At 70.5% G+C, this 14,228-nt stretch carries 17 protein-coding genes; 16 read left to right on the top strand and 1 reads right to left on the bottom strand.

What is annotated here, in order from left to right; translation table 11 throughout:
* Nucleotides 1-191 precede the first annotated feature (191 nt).
* Nucleotides 192-1,739 carry a signal recognition particle protein gene (ffh, locus tag ACFY1P_RS00085; protein WP_361525196.1) on the top strand — a complete coding sequence of 516 codons (1,548 nt, stop codon included), beginning with the start codon at nt 192-194 and terminating at the stop codon, nt 1,737-1,739.
* A gap of 70 nt (nt 1,740-1,809) precedes the next feature.
* Here ffh and ACFY1P_RS00080 read toward each other — a convergent pair whose 3' ends face one another.
* A complete protein-coding gene (locus tag ACFY1P_RS00080; protein WP_390749216.1) occupies nt 1,810-2,637 on the bottom strand; it encodes a class I SAM-dependent methyltransferase in 828 nt (275 codons plus the stop codon).
* Between the two features lie 274 nt (nt 2,638-2,911).
* Here ACFY1P_RS00080 and proS point away from each other — a divergent pair, with 274 nt between their 5' ends.
* The 15 genes from proS to ACFY1P_RS00005 form a co-directional block, all read left to right on the top strand.
* Nucleotides 2,912-4,327 carry a proline--tRNA ligase gene (proS, locus tag ACFY1P_RS00075; RefSeq protein ID WP_361525201.1) on the top strand — a complete coding sequence of 472 codons (1,416 nt, stop codon included), beginning with the start codon at nt 2,912-2,914 and terminating at the stop codon, nt 4,325-4,327.
* Nucleotides 4,328-4,606: 279 nt separating this feature from the next.
* Nucleotides 4,607-5,197, top strand: coding sequence for a hypothetical protein (locus tag ACFY1P_RS00070; RefSeq protein ID WP_361525204.1), 591 nt, complete (start codon nt 4,607-4,609; stop codon nt 5,195-5,197).
* A 155-nt stretch (nt 5,198-5,352) separates the two neighbouring features.
* The gene (gene rpsP, locus ACFY1P_RS00065; RefSeq protein ID WP_361525207.1) at nt 5,353-5,793 is read left to right on the top strand and encodes a 30S ribosomal protein S16; all 441 of its coding nucleotides are present in this window, start codon (nt 5,353-5,355) and stop codon (nt 5,791-5,793) included.
* A gap of 2 nt (nt 5,794-5,795) precedes the next feature.
* Nucleotides 5,796-6,035, top strand: a complete 240-nt coding sequence (locus ACFY1P_RS00060) for an RNA-binding protein (RefSeq protein WP_020868149.1) — start codon at nt 5,796-5,798, stop codon at nt 6,033-6,035.
* Nucleotides 6,036-6,140: 105 nt separating this feature from the next.
* On the top strand, nt 6,141-6,737 hold the full coding sequence (gene rimM / locus ACFY1P_RS00055; RefSeq protein ID WP_390749215.1) for a ribosome maturation factor RimM: 597 nt from the start codon (nt 6,141-6,143) through the stop codon (nt 6,735-6,737).
* Complete coding sequence (trmD, locus tag ACFY1P_RS00050) at nt 6,737-7,546, top strand: tRNA (guanosine(37)-N1)-methyltransferase TrmD (RefSeq protein WP_361525272.1); 810 nt, start codon at nt 6,737-6,739, stop codon at nt 7,544-7,546. The genes rimM and trmD overlap by 1 nt, the downstream gene beginning before the upstream one ends.
* 127 nt (nt 7,547-7,673) lie before the next feature.
* A complete protein-coding gene (rplS, locus tag ACFY1P_RS00045) occupies nt 7,674-8,024 on the top strand; it encodes a 50S ribosomal protein L19 (protein ID WP_030369336.1) in 351 nt (116 codons plus the stop codon).
* A 45-nt stretch (nt 8,025-8,069) separates the two neighbouring features.
* A complete protein-coding gene (gene lepB / locus ACFY1P_RS00040; protein WP_390749214.1) occupies nt 8,070-8,903 on the top strand; it encodes a signal peptidase I in 834 nt (277 codons plus the stop codon).
* Nucleotides 8,896-9,948, top strand: a complete 1,053-nt coding sequence (gene lepB, locus ACFY1P_RS00035) for a signal peptidase I (protein WP_361525275.1) — start codon at nt 8,896-8,898, stop codon at nt 9,946-9,948. Before lepB (ACFY1P_RS00040) ends, lepB (ACFY1P_RS00035) begins: the two co-directional genes overlap by 8 nt.
* Complete coding sequence (gene lepB, locus ACFY1P_RS00030; RefSeq protein WP_361525278.1) at nt 9,887-10,894, top strand: signal peptidase I; 1,008 nt, start codon at nt 9,887-9,889, stop codon at nt 10,892-10,894. Before lepB (ACFY1P_RS00035) ends, lepB (ACFY1P_RS00030) begins: the two co-directional genes overlap by 62 nt.
* 82 nt (nt 10,895-10,976) lie before the next feature.
* Nucleotides 10,977-11,762 (top strand): signal peptidase I, encoded by a 786-nt coding sequence (gene lepB / locus ACFY1P_RS00025; RefSeq protein ID WP_390749213.1) that lies wholly within the window; start codon nt 10,977-10,979, stop codon nt 11,760-11,762.
* The gene (locus tag ACFY1P_RS00020; protein ID WP_390749212.1) at nt 11,752-12,270 is read left to right on the top strand and encodes an NUDIX hydrolase; all 519 of its coding nucleotides are present in this window, start codon (nt 11,752-11,754) and stop codon (nt 12,268-12,270) included. Before lepB (ACFY1P_RS00025) ends, ACFY1P_RS00020 begins: the two co-directional genes overlap by 11 nt.
* A gap of 39 nt (nt 12,271-12,309) precedes the next feature.
* Nucleotides 12,310-12,618, top strand: a complete 309-nt coding sequence (locus ACFY1P_RS00015; protein WP_009714730.1) for a DUF2469 domain-containing protein — start codon at nt 12,310-12,312, stop codon at nt 12,616-12,618.
* A gap of 124 nt (nt 12,619-12,742) precedes the next feature.
* Entirely contained in the window at nt 12,743-13,150 is a 408-nt protein-coding gene (locus tag ACFY1P_RS00010; protein WP_361525281.1) for a YraN family protein, read from the top strand.
* Nucleotides 13,150-14,228, top strand: a 1,079-nt coding sequence (locus ACFY1P_RS00005; protein WP_390749211.1) for an ATP-binding protein, incomplete at its 3' end; no start/stop codon positions are given. The genes ACFY1P_RS00010 and ACFY1P_RS00005, both read left to right, overlap by 1 nt.

Genomic DNA, 14,228 nt, shown 5'->3' with positions numbered 1-14,228 from the left:
CGCGCACCGTGGGCATCCCGGCGGCATCCGAGCGCACACGGGCGCTCCGCCGTGCCCGCGGCGCATTTCCCGTCCTTTCCGGTTCCGTCTCCGGTTCGTCATATCCGGTGGGCGAGGACACCGGGTCGGCGGGGCCAGATACTCTGGAGGGCGATTGACCCCGCCCCCGACCCCGAGGACCGACGAGCGCTGTGTTCGATACTCTTTCCGACCGCTTGGCGGACGTATTCAAGAACCTCCGGAGCCGGGGCCGACTGTCCGAGGCGGACATCGACGCCACCGCCCGCGAGATCCGTATCGCGCTGCTCGAAGCGGACGTCGCCCTGCCGGTCGTCCGCGCGTTCATCCGCCAGGTCAAGGAGCGGGCCAACGGCGCCGAGGTCTCCGCGGCGCTGAACCCCGCCCAGCAGGTCATCAAGATCGTCAACGAGGAGCTCATCGGCATCCTCGGCGGCGAGACCCGCCGGCTGCGCTTCGCGAAGACCGGTCCCACGGTCATCATGCTCGCCGGTCTCCAGGGTGCCGGTAAGACCACCCTCGCCGGAAAGCTCGGCTTCTGGCTCAAGGGCCAGGGCCACGCGCCGCTGCTGGTCGCCTGCGACCTCCAGCGCCCCAACGCCGTCAACCAGCTGTCCGTCGTCGCCGAGCGCGCCGGTGTCGCGGTCTACGCGCCGGAGCCGGGCAACGGCGTCGGCGACCCGGTGCAGGTCGCCAAGGACTCGATCGAGTTCGCGAAGTCCAAGCAGTACGACGTGGTCGTCGTCGACACCGCCGGCCGCCTCGGCATCGACGCCGAGCTGATGCAGCAGGCCGCGGACATCCGCGACGCCGTCGGCCCCGACGAGGTGCTCTTCGTCGTCGACGCCATGATCGGTCAGGACGCGGTCAACACCGCCGAGGCGTTCCGCGACGGCGTCGGCTTCGACGGCGTGGTGCTCTCCAAGCTCGACGGTGACGCCCGCGGTGGTGCCGCCCTGTCGGTCGCGCACGTGACCGGCAAGCAGATCATGTTCGCCTCCAACGGCGAGAAGCTGGACGACTTCGACGCGTTCCACCCGGACCGCATGGCGTCCCGCATCCTCGGCATGGGCGACATGCTCAGCCTCATCGAGAAGGCCGAGCAGACCTTCAGCCAGGACGAGGCCGAGAAGATGGCGGCCAAGCTGGCGAAGGGGCCGAAGGAGTTCACGCTCGACGACTTCCTGTCCCAGATGGAACAGGTCCGCAAGATGGGCTCCATCTCCAAGCTCCTTGGCATGCTGCCCGGCATGGGGCAGATCAAGGAGCAGATCAACAACCTCGACGAGCGCGACGTCGACCGCACCGCCGCGATCATCAAGTCGATGACCCCGGCCGAGCGCCAGGACCCCACGATCATCAACGGCTCGCGCCGCGCCCGTATCGCCAAGGGCTCGGGTGTGGACGTCAGCGCGGTCAAGAATCTGGTGGAGCGCTTCTTCGACGCCCGCAAGATGATGTCCCGCATGGCCCAGGGCGGCGGCATGCCGGGGATGCCCGGGATGCCGGGCATGGGCGGCGGCGCGGCTCGCAAGAAGAAGCAGGTCAAGCAGGCCAAGGGCAAGCGTAAGAGCGGCAACCCGATGAAGCGCAAGGCCGAGGAAGAGGCAGCGGCGGCGCGCCGCGAGCAGCAGGCTGCCAACCCGCTGGGCCTGCCCGCCGCCGGCCAGGAGCCGCAGAACTTCGAACTCCCCGACGAGTTCAAGAAGTTCATGGGCTGATCCCGTCATACGAAAGCGCTTGAGGTCCTACTGACGTCAGTAGGACCTCAAGCGCTTTCGTGGGGCAGGGCTAGACGCGGGCTATGAGATAGCGGAAGACGTTGGGCATCCACACGGTGCCGTCATGGCGCAGGTAGGGGTGGAGCGCCTCGGCGAGCTCCTTGGTGACCTGCTCCTCGTCCGTGGCCTCGATCGCCGCGTCGAAGGCGCCGGTCGAGAGCATCCCGCGGACCGCGCTGCCCAGGTCGGCGTAGCCGTACGGGCAGGCCACGCGGCCCGATCCGTCCGGGCGCAGTCCGGCGCGCTGGGCGAGGTTCTCCAGGTCGTCGCGGCCGCTCGGCCGCCAGCGGGAGGGCGCGCACATGGGGTCCGCGAGCCGGGCCGCGACTCGAAGCGCCCCCGAGGCGGCGCAGCGCTCCTGCGGTCCCCAGCCGGCCAGGACGACGGGCGCGCCGTATTCGGCACACGCGGCCGCCTTGGCGAGGGCGCCCGCCAGGTGGTGGGCGCCGCCGCCCGCGCAGTACAGCGGGTCGAAGGCCGTGACGAGGTTGAAGGGGGGAGCGCCCGGCTCGGTGACGGATTCGGGGCCGCCGTGCCCGAGGCGTGCGCCGCGTCCGGCGCCGCCTTCGGGGGACAGCCGTTCATGGGCCAGGTCCAGCCGCCGCCGGTCGGAGTCGATGCCGCAGACCGTGGCGCCCCGGGCCGACGCCATCAGCAGGGCCAGCCCGGATCCGCAGCCCAGGCTGAGCAGCCGGGTGCCGGAGGAGACCTCCAGCCGTTGGTACACCGCTTCGTAGAGCGGCACCAGCATCCGTTCCTGGATCTCCGCCCAGTCGCGGGCCCGGGAGCCGGGCGACGCAGCGGACGGCCGGTGCCGCCGCACGAGCGTTGGTGTCATCGAAAGCGCCCCAATCCGCCGAGAGACGTGTGTGTGCCGAATCGGCCCCCCGATGTGCTGCCGTGCGCGCGCTGCTGTGAAGCACCCCCGTATGCCAGAGAACTCCGCTTCCGTCCCCGAGTCCAGTGGGTGGCGCGAGAAGGTTCCCGTCCGCCCACGATGGCATGTGCCGGGCGCTCTCGCACGGGCAACGGGGGCGGCGGTCCGCCGGCGGGCGTGGGGCCGCGGGGAGGGGATTCACGCTCGGGTGGATCGGCCCCGTACCATTCGCACCATGGCAAAGGCTCCCATTCTCACCCCCCAGGCGGAAGACTTCCCGCGCTGGTACCAGGACTTGATCAACAAGGCCGAGCTGGCCGACAACGGCCCGGTGCGCGGCACCATGGTCATCCGCCCGTACGGGTACGGGCTCTGGGAGCGCATGCAGCAGGAGATGGACGCGCGCATCAAGGACGCGGGCGCCTCCAACGCGTACTTCCCGCTGTTCATCCCGCAGTCCTACCTGACGCGGGAGGCCGAGCACGTCGAGGGCTTCGCGCCCGAGCTCGCGGTCGTCACGCACGGCGGCGGCAAGGAGCTCGAGGAGCCGGTCGTCGTCCGGCCCACCTCCGAGACGATCATCAACGAATACTTCTCCAAGTGGGTGCAGAGCTACCGCGACCTGCCCCTGCTGATCAACCAGTGGGCCAACGTGGTGCGTTGGGAGATGCGTCCGCGCGTCTTCCTGCGCACGAGCGAGTTCCTCTGGCAGGAGGGCCACACCGCCCACGCCACCTACGAGGACGCGCGTGAGTACGCGGCCCGCATCCACCGCGACGTCTACTACGACTTCATGGTGAACGTGCTCGGCATCGACGTCGTGCTCGGCCGCAAGACGGCCAAGGAGCGCTTCGCGGGTGCCATCAACACCCTCACGCTCGAGGGCATGATGCGGGACGGCAAGGCCCTCCAGATGGGCACCAGCCACGAGCTCGGCCAGAACTTCGCCAAGGCGTTCAACACCTCCTACCTGTCCAAGGACGGGCAGCAGGAGATGGTCTGGCAGACCTCGTGGGGCGTCTCGACCCGCATGGTCGGCGGTCTGATCATGTCGCACGGCGACGACAGCGGCCTGCGGGTGCCGCCGCGCCTCGCCTCCGTCCAGGCCGTCGTCCTGGCGATCAAGGGTGACGACGCCGTGATCGCCAAGGTCCGCGAGATCGGTGAGGCGCTGAAGGCCGCCGGGATCCGGGTGCAGGTCGACGACCGCACCGACACCCCCTTCGGCCGCCGCGCCGTGGACTGGGAGCTCAAGGGCGTTCCGGTGCGCATCGAGGTCGGCCCGCGCGACCTGGAGAACGGCACCGCGATGCTGGCCCGCCGGATCCCCGGGGGCAAGGCGCCGGTCCGCCTCGACGAGCTGGTCGCGCTGCTGCCGAAGGTCCTGGAGGAGGACCAGGAGCTGCTGCTGACCCAGTCGCGCGAGCGCCGCGAGTCGCTGACGTCCGACGTGCGCACCATCGACGAGGCCGCGGAGGCCGCCGTCGCCGGTGGCTGGGCGCGGATCCCGTGGGCGGACCTCGGCCCCGAGGGCGAGGCCAAGCTCGCCGAGCAGGCCGTGTCCGTGCGCTGCCTGGTCGCCGAGGACGGCTCGGTGCCGGACGCCGACGACGCCCCCGGCACGATCGCGATCGTCGCGCGCGCCTACTGATCGCACCGGCCCCGCGCGGCCGGTGCGGTGAGGTCCCGGTGCGGAATGGATCGCTCCGGGGCGGGCAGACGTACGGAAGGGCGTGGGGGCGCACGCCCCCTGATGCGCGCTTACTCGTGAGTCAGTACGTCCCATGTTGCGAACGGGTGCGCGGGTTCTCCATAGATCTGCGCACCCGCCCTCGTCAGGACGCATGAGCGTGAAACTGACTGGTACGTGCAAATTATTTGGGATGGCCCGGTATCGGAACACCGGGCCGTCCCTGCTCGTTGTCACGACGTGAGCACGACACCACCTGTTCTCGCCGCAGAGCTGGCGCAGGCGTGGGCCGACATTCAGCGGTACCACCCCGAGCTGCCGGATCTAGCCGCGCCCGAATCGTTGATCGGGGAGTCGTCGTCCGCCTGCGGCGCCGAGCTCTCCTTCGAACGGCTGCTGCACGAGGCAGTGCACGGCATCGCGGCCGCCCGCGGTGTCCGTGACACGTCACGTGCGGGCCGCTACCACAATCGCCGGTTCCTGGCGATCGCCGAGGAGCTGGGTCTCGACCATGGGGACGAGCCGCATCCCAGCAGCGGCTTCTCGCTGGTCGTGCTCAACCCGGAGGCGCGCAAGCGCTACCGCCCCACCATCGAGAGACTCCAGCGCGCCCTGAAGGCGCACACCGTCGCCACCACCGCCGACACCTCGCGCACCTTCCGGGGTCCGGCGGCGCGGCACGGCTCCTCCGGCGGGGGAGTGCGGGTCAAGGCCGTGTGCGATTGCGGCCGCAACGTCCGCGTTGTGCCTTCTGTGCTCGCGCAGGCGCCGATCATGTGCGGCGGCTGCGGGCAGCCCTTCCGCATCCCGGAGGCCGTATCGGTCGGCTGACCTGGAGCGGTGTGGCACAATGGGACGCTGTACTCGACAGTCGCACAGGACCCCTCTCTCCTCCGGCTGACGCGTCCATCGGGCACCCGAGTACCGCAACCCCACGTGGCATCTCGTTGTGCCCAACCACGTCAAGACCAGGAGACACCACTCCAGTGGCAGTCAAGATCAAGCTGAAGCGTCTGGGCAAGATCCGTTCGCCTCACTACCGCATCGTCGTCGCCGACTCCCGCACCCGCCGTGACGGCCGGGCCATCGAGGAGATCGGTCTGTACCACCCGGTGCAGAACCCCTCGCGCATCGAGGTCGACACCGAGCGTGTCCAGTACTGGCTGGGTGTCGGCGCGCAGCCGACCGAGCCGGTCATGGCCATCCTCAAGGTCACCGGCGACTGGCAGAAGTTCAAGGGTCTGCCGGCCCCGGCCCCGATGCTCCTCCCCGAGACCAAGGAGGACAAGCGTCGCGCGTTCGACGAGTTCGCCAAGGGCCTCGAGGACAGCGCCGCGAAGGGTGAGGCCATCACCCCGAAGGCCAAGAAGTCGGAGAAGAAGGACGAGGCCGCCGCGGCCGAGTCCGCTGAGTCGACCGAGGCCTGAGGATGCTCGAGGAGGCCCTTGAGCACCTCGTGAAGGGCATCGTCGACAACCCCGACGAGGTGCAGGTCGCGTCGCGCAATCTGCGACGCGGGCGCGTGCTGGAGGTCCGGGTCCACCCCGACGACCTCGGCAAGGTGATCGGCCGCAACGGCCGCACCGCGCGCGCACTGCGCACCGTCGTGGGCGCCATCGGCGGCCGTGGCATCCGCGTCGACCTCGTCGACGTGGACCAGGTCCGCTGAGAAGCGATTGAGCACCGGCACGGGCCGGGAGGGGCTTATGGCCCCTCCCGGCCCGTTGTCGCGTTCGCTCGTCGTATTCGTACGGAGAAGCAGAGAAGGAACGGCATGCAGCTGGTAGTCGGCAGGATCGGCCGCGCCCATGGGATCAAGGGTGAGGTCACCGTTGAGGTGCGCACGGACGACCCGGAGCTGCGGCTCGGGCCGGGCGCCGTGCTGGCCACGGACCCCGCCGGAGTGGGCCCGCTGACCATCGAGACCGGGCGGGTGCACAGCGGTCGGCTGCTGCTGCGCTTCGCCGGCGTCAAGGACCGTACGGGCGCCGAGGCGCTCCGCAACACGCTCCTGATCGCCGAGGTGGACCCCGAGGAGACCCCCGAGGACCCCGAGGAGTTCTACGACCACCAGCTGATCGACCTCGACGTCGTCACCGCCGACGGCACCGAGATCGGCCGGATCACCGAGATCGCGCACCTGCCCTCGCAGGACCTCTTCATCGTGGAGCGGCCCGACGGCGGCGAGGTGATGATCCCCTTCGTCTCCGAGATCGTCACGGAGATCGACCTCGACGCGCAGCGCGCCGTCGTCGATCCGCCGCGCGGCCTGATCGACACCGAGCAGGCCGAGGTCGCGAGCTCCCGCGACGCCGAGGCCGAGGGCGCCGCCGGTCAGGACGAGGACGACGCGGCGAAGGGTGACGCGTGATGCGGCTCGACGTCGTCACGATCTTCCCGGAGTACCTGGAGCCGCTGAACGTCTCGCTCGTCGGCAAGGCCCGCGCGCGCGGCCAGCTGGACGTCCGGGTGCACGACCTGCGGGACTGGGCGCACGACAAGCACAACACCGTCGACGACACCCCGTACGGCGGCGGCCCCGGCATGGTGATGAAGCCCGAGCCCTGGGGCGAGGCGCTCGACTCCGTCATCGCCTCCGGGGAAGGCCTGCCCACCCTGGTCGTGCCCACGCCCAGCGGCAAGCCGTTCACCCAGCAGCTCGCCGTCGAGCTGTCCGAGAAGCCGTGGCTGGTCTTCACCCCCGCCCGCTACGAGGGCATCGACCGCCGCGTCATCGAGGAGTACGGCGACCGCCTCGACGTGCGCGAGGTCTCCATCGGCGACTACGTCCTGGCCGGCGGCGAGGCGCCCGTGCTGGTGATGGTCGAGGCCATCGCCCGGCTGCTCCCCGGCGTGCTGGGCAACGCGGAGTCCCACCGCGACGACTCCTTCGCGCCCGGCGCCATGGCCGACCTCCTCGAAGGGCCCGTCTACACCAAGCCCCCCGAGTGGCGCGGCCGGGGCATCCCGGATGTCCTGGTGAGCGGCCACCACGGCAAGATCGCCCGCTGGCGCCGCGACGAGGCGTTCCGGCGCACGGTCGCGAACCGGCCCGATCTGATCGAGCGCACCGATCCGGCGGCCTTCGACAAGAAGGACCGCGAGATGCTCTCGATCCTGGGCTGGGCCCCGGGCCCGGATGGCCGATTTGGGCGAGTGGCCCCCGACGTGGAAGAATAAGCCGTTGCCTTGCGCCCGGCGCGCGCCCCTGCCACAGGGGGAACGACGTCCGCCCGGCTCATGCACCACCCCAGCATCATTTCGATTCCGCTGATGACCTGTGGCATCGGCGAGGAAGCAGACGAACATGTCCTCCCTGCTCGACAACGTCAACGCCGCGTCCCTGCGCACCGACGTCCCGGCCTTCCGTCCCGGTGACACCGTGAACGTCCACGTTCGCGTCATCGAGGGCAACCGCTCCCGCATCCAGCAGTTCAAGGGTGTCGTCATCCGCCGCCAGGGCGCGGGCATCAGCGAGACCTTCACGGTCCGCAAGGTCTCCTTCTCCGTCGGCGTCGAGCGCACCTTCCCGGTGCACAGCCCGATCTTCGAGAAGGTCGAGCTGGTGACCCGCGGTGACGTCCGTCGCGCCAAGCTGTACTACCTCCGTGAGCTCCGTGGCAAGGCCGCGAAGATCAAGGAGAAGCGCGACAACTGAGCTTCCGTCCGGAGTCCGGGCCAGGCCGGATAAGCTTTCGGCTCGATGGACACCGACGCACAGCTTTCGGAGCGCGACCACTCTCCAGAACCCGCACAGGGGGAGGAGCAGGGGTCGCGCTCCTCGCGTTTTCCCGGGGAGACGCGTCCGGCGGAGATACCCGGCCGGAGCCGGCCGGAGCGGATCCGGGACTGGCTGAGGGGCGGCGGGCCGCTGCGCAGGGCCGGCCTGCTGCTGACCGCCTGCCTGGTCTTCCTGCTGCTGCTCAGCAGCTATGTCGTCCAGCCGTTCCTCATCCCGAGCGGCTCGATGGAGAACACCCTCCAGGTCGGCGACCGGGTCGTGGTCAACAAGCTCGCCTACGGCTTCGGCGGCGAACCCAGGCGCGGCGACGTGGTGGTCTTCGACGGCACGGGCTCGTTCGTCCAGGACGCGCCCTCGGAGAACGTGATCACCTCGCTGATCCGCAAGGGGGCGTCGTCGGTCGGCCTGATGAGCCCGGCCCGGACCGACTACATCAAGCGGGTCGTGGGCATCGGCGGCGACCGGGTCACCTGCTGTGACGCGCGTGGCCGGCTCCAGGTCAACGGTCAACCGATCGACGAGCCGTACCTCTTTCCGGGGGACGCGCCCTCGCGCGTGCCCTTCGACATCGTCGTACCGCCGGGGAAGCTCTGGGTGATGGGCGACCACCGGAGCGACTCCCGCGACTCGCGTGACCACCTCGGGGAGCCGGGCGGCGGCACCGTCCCGGTCGGCCGGGTCGTCGGCCGCGCCGACTGGATCGGCTGGCCGTTCGGACGGATCACCTCACTGCGCAGGCCGGACGCCTTCGCGCACGTACCGGAACCGCATGCGGCTGGACAGCCGCATGGGTAGCCGGGGACGTACGGGCCCACCGCGCTCGCACGCGCGCCCGGCGGGCCCGCCGGACACCGAGGGCCCGGCGGTCGAGCGGGCGGGCGAGGGGACGGGCGGGCGCGCGGTGCGGCGGAAGGCGGCGCGGCGGGTCAAGCGGCGCCGGCGGAGGTCCGCGGTCAAGGAGGTGCCGATCCTCATAGCGGTGGCCCTGCTGATCGCCCTGGTGGTCAAGACGTTCCTGGTGCAGGCGTTCGTGATCCCGTCCGGCTCGATGGAACAGACGATCCGGATCGGCGACCGGGTGCTGGTCGACAAGCTGACGCCGTGGTTCGGTTCCAAGCCCGAACGGGGCGACGTGGTGGTCTTCAGGGACCCCGGCGGGTGGGACACGGGACAGGGGACCGGGGCCGGGCAGGACCCGGTGGGCATCAAACAGGGCAAGCAGTTCCTGACCTTCATCGGCCTGCTCCCTTCCTCGAAGGAGCAGGATCTGATCAAGCGGGTGATCGCCGTCGGCGGTGACACGGTCAAGTGCTGCGACAAGGACGGCAAAATCACCGTCAACGGAACACCGCTCGACGAGCCCTATATTCACCCGGGAAACCCGCCGTCACAGATCGAGTTCTCGGTACGGGTCCCGGCGGGGCGCATTTTCGTCATGGGTGACCACCGCTCCGATTCGGCCGATTCCCGCTATCACTTGCAAGAAGCCGGACAAGGCACGGTCCCGGAGAAGCTGGTGGTGGGGCGGGCCGTGGTCATCGCCTGGCCGTTCGGCCACTGGCGGGGACTGTCCGAACGGGACACCTTCGCATCGGTCGGGGACGCGCCGCGTGCGGGGGCGCGAGCGGGCGCTTCGCCGAATAGTGTGTCCCTCATGGATCAGGACGGATTGATCCAGCTCCCGACCCCTGCGGAACTCCCGCTCGTTATGGGAGTGGTGGGCCTGCGTCGTATGCACGACAGGCGGCAGCGTGGAGAGAGGAGCGGATGTGGGGGACTTGGCGGTCGGCGCACGTTCCGGTCATGGAGAACCCGAGAAACGACCCGGAGGGACCGATGAGTCACCCGGGGGCGGCGCGCCGGAGGATGCCGCCTCGTCCCAGGCGGCCCGGTCGGCCCAGGCTTCCCGGGATGCGGCGGACGGGCCGGTGAACGCGGAGAACGACGGCGCGGCACCCGGCGAGGAGGCCGAGGAGCCGGGCGGGCAGCAGCCCAAGAAGCAACGATCCTTCTGGAAAGAGCTGCCGATCCTCGTCGGTATCGCCCTCTTGCTCGCCCTGTTCATCAAGACTTTTCTCGTCCAGGCGTTCTCGATTCCTTCCGATTCGATGCAGAACACCCTCCAGCGAGGCGACCGGGTGCTGGTGGACAAGCTGACGCCGTGGTTCGGGTCCAAGCCCGAGCGGGGCGAAGTGGTCGTCTTCCACGACCCGGGCAAGGGCGACCAGAGCTGGCTCGGTCCCGATACCCAGCAGCAGAATTCCGGTCCCTTCGGGCGCGGTGTGCAGCAGGTGCTGAGCTTCATCGGCCTGATGCCCTCGGCCGAGGAGAAGGACCTCATCAAGCGGGTCATCGCGGTCGGCGGCGACACCGTGGAATGCCAGGGCCAGGGCGGCCCGGTGAAGGTCAACGGCAAGGCGCTCGACGAGAAGTCGTACATCTTCCAGGGCAACTCCCCGTGCGACGACAAGCCGTTTGCCCCGGTGAAGGTTCCCAAGGACCACATCTGGGTGATGGGTGACCACCGCCAGGACTCGCTGGACTCCCGCTACCACCCGGACCTGTACAACGGCACGGTGCCGGTGAAGGACGTCGTGGGCCGCGCCTTCAGCGTCGCCTGGCCGATCGACCGCTGGTCGTTCCTCTCGGTGCCCGGCACCTTCGACCAGTCCGGCCTGAACGCCGCCGCCACGGCGACGCCCGCCGCGCTCGGTCTCGCGGGCGCGGTGCCGCTGGTGCTGTGGCGCCGCCGCAGGATCATCGGGAAGACCGGCCCGAAGGGCTGACTCGCGTCCGTACCGCCCGGTAAGGTGCGATCCCATGCCCGAGGGCATGCGGAATCCGATCTTTACGGGGGCGGGAGCCGGTATGAGCGCAGCGGGACGTGACGACGACGGCCACGGCCGCGCGGGCAGGGTGCTGTCCGGGCTGGCCGTGGCCGTCGGCTGTCTGCTCTTCCTCGGCGGATTCGTCTGGGGCGCCCTGCTGTACCAGCCGTACACCGTCCCCACCGACTCGATGGAGCCGACCGTCGCGCGCGGCGACCGGGTGCTCGCCGAGCGCATCGACGGCAGCGAGGTGCGGCGCGGGGACGTCGTGGTCTTCAAGGACAAGATCTGGGGCAATGTGCCCATGCTCAAGCGCGTCGTCGGCGTCGGCGGCGACAAGATCGAGTGCTGCGACCGGCAGGGCCGGATGACGGTTGACGGCAAGCCCGTCGACGAGACATATCTGCCGCCCGGAAGCCCGGCCTCGCTCATGCCCTTCTCCGCCACCGTGCCCGAGGGACAGCTCTTCCTCATCGGCGACCACCGCATGACCTCGGTCGACTCCCGCTCCCATCTGTCCGACGCCACGCACGGCGCGGTGCCCGCCTCCGCGGTGAAGGGGCGGGTGGACGCCATCGCCTGGCCCGTGGGCGGCTGGGGGATGATGGACAGACCCCAGGCGTTCGCCGCGCTGCCGGGCGGCACGTCCCGCCCCGGGCCGCTGCCCCTGGTGCTGGCCGCAGTGATCGCCGGGGCGGTGCTGATCCTGGGCGGAGCGGCGTACGGGCCTCTGGCGCGCCGGCTGACGCCACGGGGCGGGGCCGGGCGGAAGGGCGGCTCCGGTGGTCCCGGAAGCGGGAAGGGAGTGACAGCGGGTGTCGGGTGAGGTGCCGCTGCCCGAGGCGACGGGCACGGGGCCGCGCAGGGCCGCACGGGTCATCCTGCTCGACCCGCGGGACCGGGTGCTGCTCCTCCACGGCTTCGAGCCCGACGACCCCGCCACCACCTGGTGGTTCACACCGGGCGGCGGTCTGGAGGGCGACGAGACCTGGGAGCAGGCGGCCCGCCGGGAGCTGGCCGAGGAGACCGGGGTCACCGACATCGAGCTGGGCCCGGTGCTGTGGCGGCGCCGCTGCTCCTTCCCCTTCGACGGACGCCGCTGGGACCAGGACGAGCGCTACTACCTGGCCCGCACCCGGCAGGCCGCGGTGTGGACCGGAGGCGGCACCGAGCTGGAGCGGCGCAGCGTCACGGGACTGCGCTGGTGGACGTGCGGGGAACTCCTCGCGACCCGTGAGACGGTGTATCCGACCAGGCTCGCCGAGCTGCTGCGTACGCTGCTCGACGAGGGACCCCCGAGTACGCCGGTGCTCCTGGAGACGGAGCGGGCCTGACGCACAATAGGGGGACGCACGGCTGAAGGGGAACATGCCATGAGCGCCGAGGACCTCGAGAAGTACGAGACCGAGATGGAGCTGAAGCTCTACCGGGAGTACCGCGATGTCGTCGGTCTGTTCAAATACGTGATCGAGACCGAGCGGCGTTTCTATCTCACCAACGACTACGAGATGCAGGTGCACTCCGTCCAGGGCGAGGTCTTCTTCGAGGTCTCGATGGCCGACGCCTGGGTGTGGGACATGTACCGGCCGGCCCGGTTCGTCAAACAGGTGCGCGTGCTCACCTTCAAGGACGTGAACATCGAGGAACTCAACAAGAGCGATCTCGACCTCCCGGGTGGCTGAGTTATCCACAACCGGCGGGTTATCCACCAAGATCCAACAGCGGGGCGCGGTCGCGGCACAGTCGGTGCCGGAGGTGGTGACCGTGCTGCGATCACAGCGGCCCGCGGGGCCGGGGGAAGCGGCCGTGCCGACGGGACCGGCGGAGGCTTCGAAGCCGGCCGGAGCGCGCGAGGGATCGGCGCGCCAGGCGCTCGGCCGTTACGGCGAGGAGCTGGCGGTGCGCCGGCTCACGGAGGCCGGGATAAGGATCCTGGACCGCAATTGGCGGTGCCGGGACGGCGAGATCGACATCATCGCGTCGGACGGTGACGCCCTGGTGGTCTGCGAGGTCAAGACCCGGCGCGCGGGCCCTTACGAACACCCCATGGCCGCGGTCCGGACCGTGAAGGCCGACCGGCTGCGCAGGCTCGCCGGGCGATGGCTGGAGAGACATGGCGGACCACCGCCGGGCGGGGTGCGGATCGACCTCGTGGGCGTGGTCGTCCCCGGCCGGGGAGCCCCCCTCGTGGAGCACGCCAAGGGGGTGGCGTGATGGCCTTCGCCCGTACGTGCTCGGTGGCCCTGGTCGGGGTCGAGGGGGTGGTCGTCGAGGTCCAGGCCGGTCTGGAGCCGGGCATCGCGGCCTTCACCCTGGTCGGCCTGCCCGACAAGAGCTTGCAGGAGAGCCGCGACAGAGTCCGGTCGGCGGTGGTGAATTCCGGCGCGGAGTGGCCGCAGAAGAAGCTGACGGTGGGGCTCAGCCCGGCATCGGTCCCCAAGGGCGGCAGTGGCTTCGACCTCGCGGTGGCCTGCGCGGTGCTGGCCGCCGCCGAGCGGATCGACCCCCGCCAGATCGCCGACCTGGTGATGGTCGGCGAGCTCGGTCTCGACGGCCGGGTCCGGCCGGTCCGCGGTGTGCTGCCCGCGGTGCTGGCCGCCGCCGACGCGGGCTATCGCCAGGTCGTCGTCGCCGAGCGGACGGCCGCGGAGGCGTCGCTGGTGCCCGATGTCTCGGTCCTCGGCGTCCGCAGCCTGCGCCAGCTGATCGCGGTGCTCTCGGACGAGCCCGTGCCGGAGGAGGATCCGGCCGAGGAGGGGCGGCCGGATCCGGCCCTGGCGGGCCTGTCGGTGGCCGGGGCCGGGATCGGCACGGGAGTGCTCTGCGGGGTCGGCGCCGCGCGCCACGTCCCCGACCTGGCCGAGGTCGCGGGCCAGCACCTCGCACGCAAGGCCCTGGAGGTCGCGGCCGCGGGCGGTCACCACCTCTACCTCAAGGGCCCACCGGGCGCCGGCAAGACGATGCTGGCCGAGCGGCTCCCCGGCCTCCTGCCACCGCTGACGTCCCAGGAGGCACTGGAGGTCACGGCGGTGCACTCCGTCGCCGGCGTCCTGCCACCCGGCAAGCCGCTGGTGGAGGTCCCGCCGTACTGCGCTCCCCACCACTCGGCGACGATGGCGGCCCTCGTGGGCGGCGGCGTCGGCCTCCCACGGCCCGGCGCGGTGTCCCTGGCCCACAGGGGCGTGTTGTTCCTCAAGTTTTCCGGCCATGGAGGCTGCGAAGGGCTTGTGACCTGCGCCTTGGCTAACGAGCATGTTCGCCATGTGAAGTGGGTGCCGCAGAGGATCGCTCA

Origin of the sequence: Streptomyces sp. NPDC001407 (genome assembly GCF_042895325.1) — a bacterium.
In the GTDB taxonomy this organism is placed as follows: domain Bacteria; phylum Actinomycetota; class Actinomycetes; order Streptomycetales; family Streptomycetaceae; genus Streptomyces.
The sequence above is the reverse complement of the archived record's forward strand: the minus strand, read 5'-3'. Positions and strand labels throughout refer to the sequence as shown.

Bases quoted from the DNA above. Each gene is read 5' to 3' on its own strand.
- ACFY1P_RS00080 (WP_390749216.1), bottom strand. From the start codon at position 2,637: ATGACACCAACGCTCGTGCGGCGGCACCGGCCGTCCGCTGCGTCGCCC.
- proS (WP_361525201.1), top strand. From the start codon at position 2,912: ATGGCAAAGGCTCCCATTCTCACCCCCCAGGCGGAAGACTTCCCGCGC.
- ACFY1P_RS00060 (WP_020868149.1), top strand. From the start codon at position 5,796: ATGCTCGAGGAGGCCCTTGAGCACCTCGTGAAGGGCATCGTCGACAAC.
- rimM (WP_390749215.1), top strand. From the start codon at position 6,141: ATGCAGCTGGTAGTCGGCAGGATCGGCCGCGCCCATGGGATCAAGGGT.
- trmD (WP_361525272.1), top strand. From the start codon at position 6,737: ATGCGGCTCGACGTCGTCACGATCTTCCCGGAGTACCTGGAGCCGCTG.
- rplS (WP_030369336.1), top strand. From the start codon at position 7,674: ATGTCCTCCCTGCTCGACAACGTCAACGCCGCGTCCCTGCGCACCGAC.
- lepB (WP_390749214.1), top strand. From the start codon at position 8,070: ATGGACACCGACGCACAGCTTTCGGAGCGCGACCACTCTCCAGAACCC.
- lepB (WP_361525275.1), top strand. From the start codon at position 8,896: ATGGGTAGCCGGGGACGTACGGGCCCACCGCGCTCGCACGCGCGCCCG.
- lepB (WP_390749213.1), top strand. From the start codon at position 10,977: ATGAGCGCAGCGGGACGTGACGACGACGGCCACGGCCGCGCGGGCAGG.
- ACFY1P_RS00015 (WP_009714730.1), top strand. From the start codon at position 12,310: ATGAGCGCCGAGGACCTCGAGAAGTACGAGACCGAGATGGAGCTGAAG.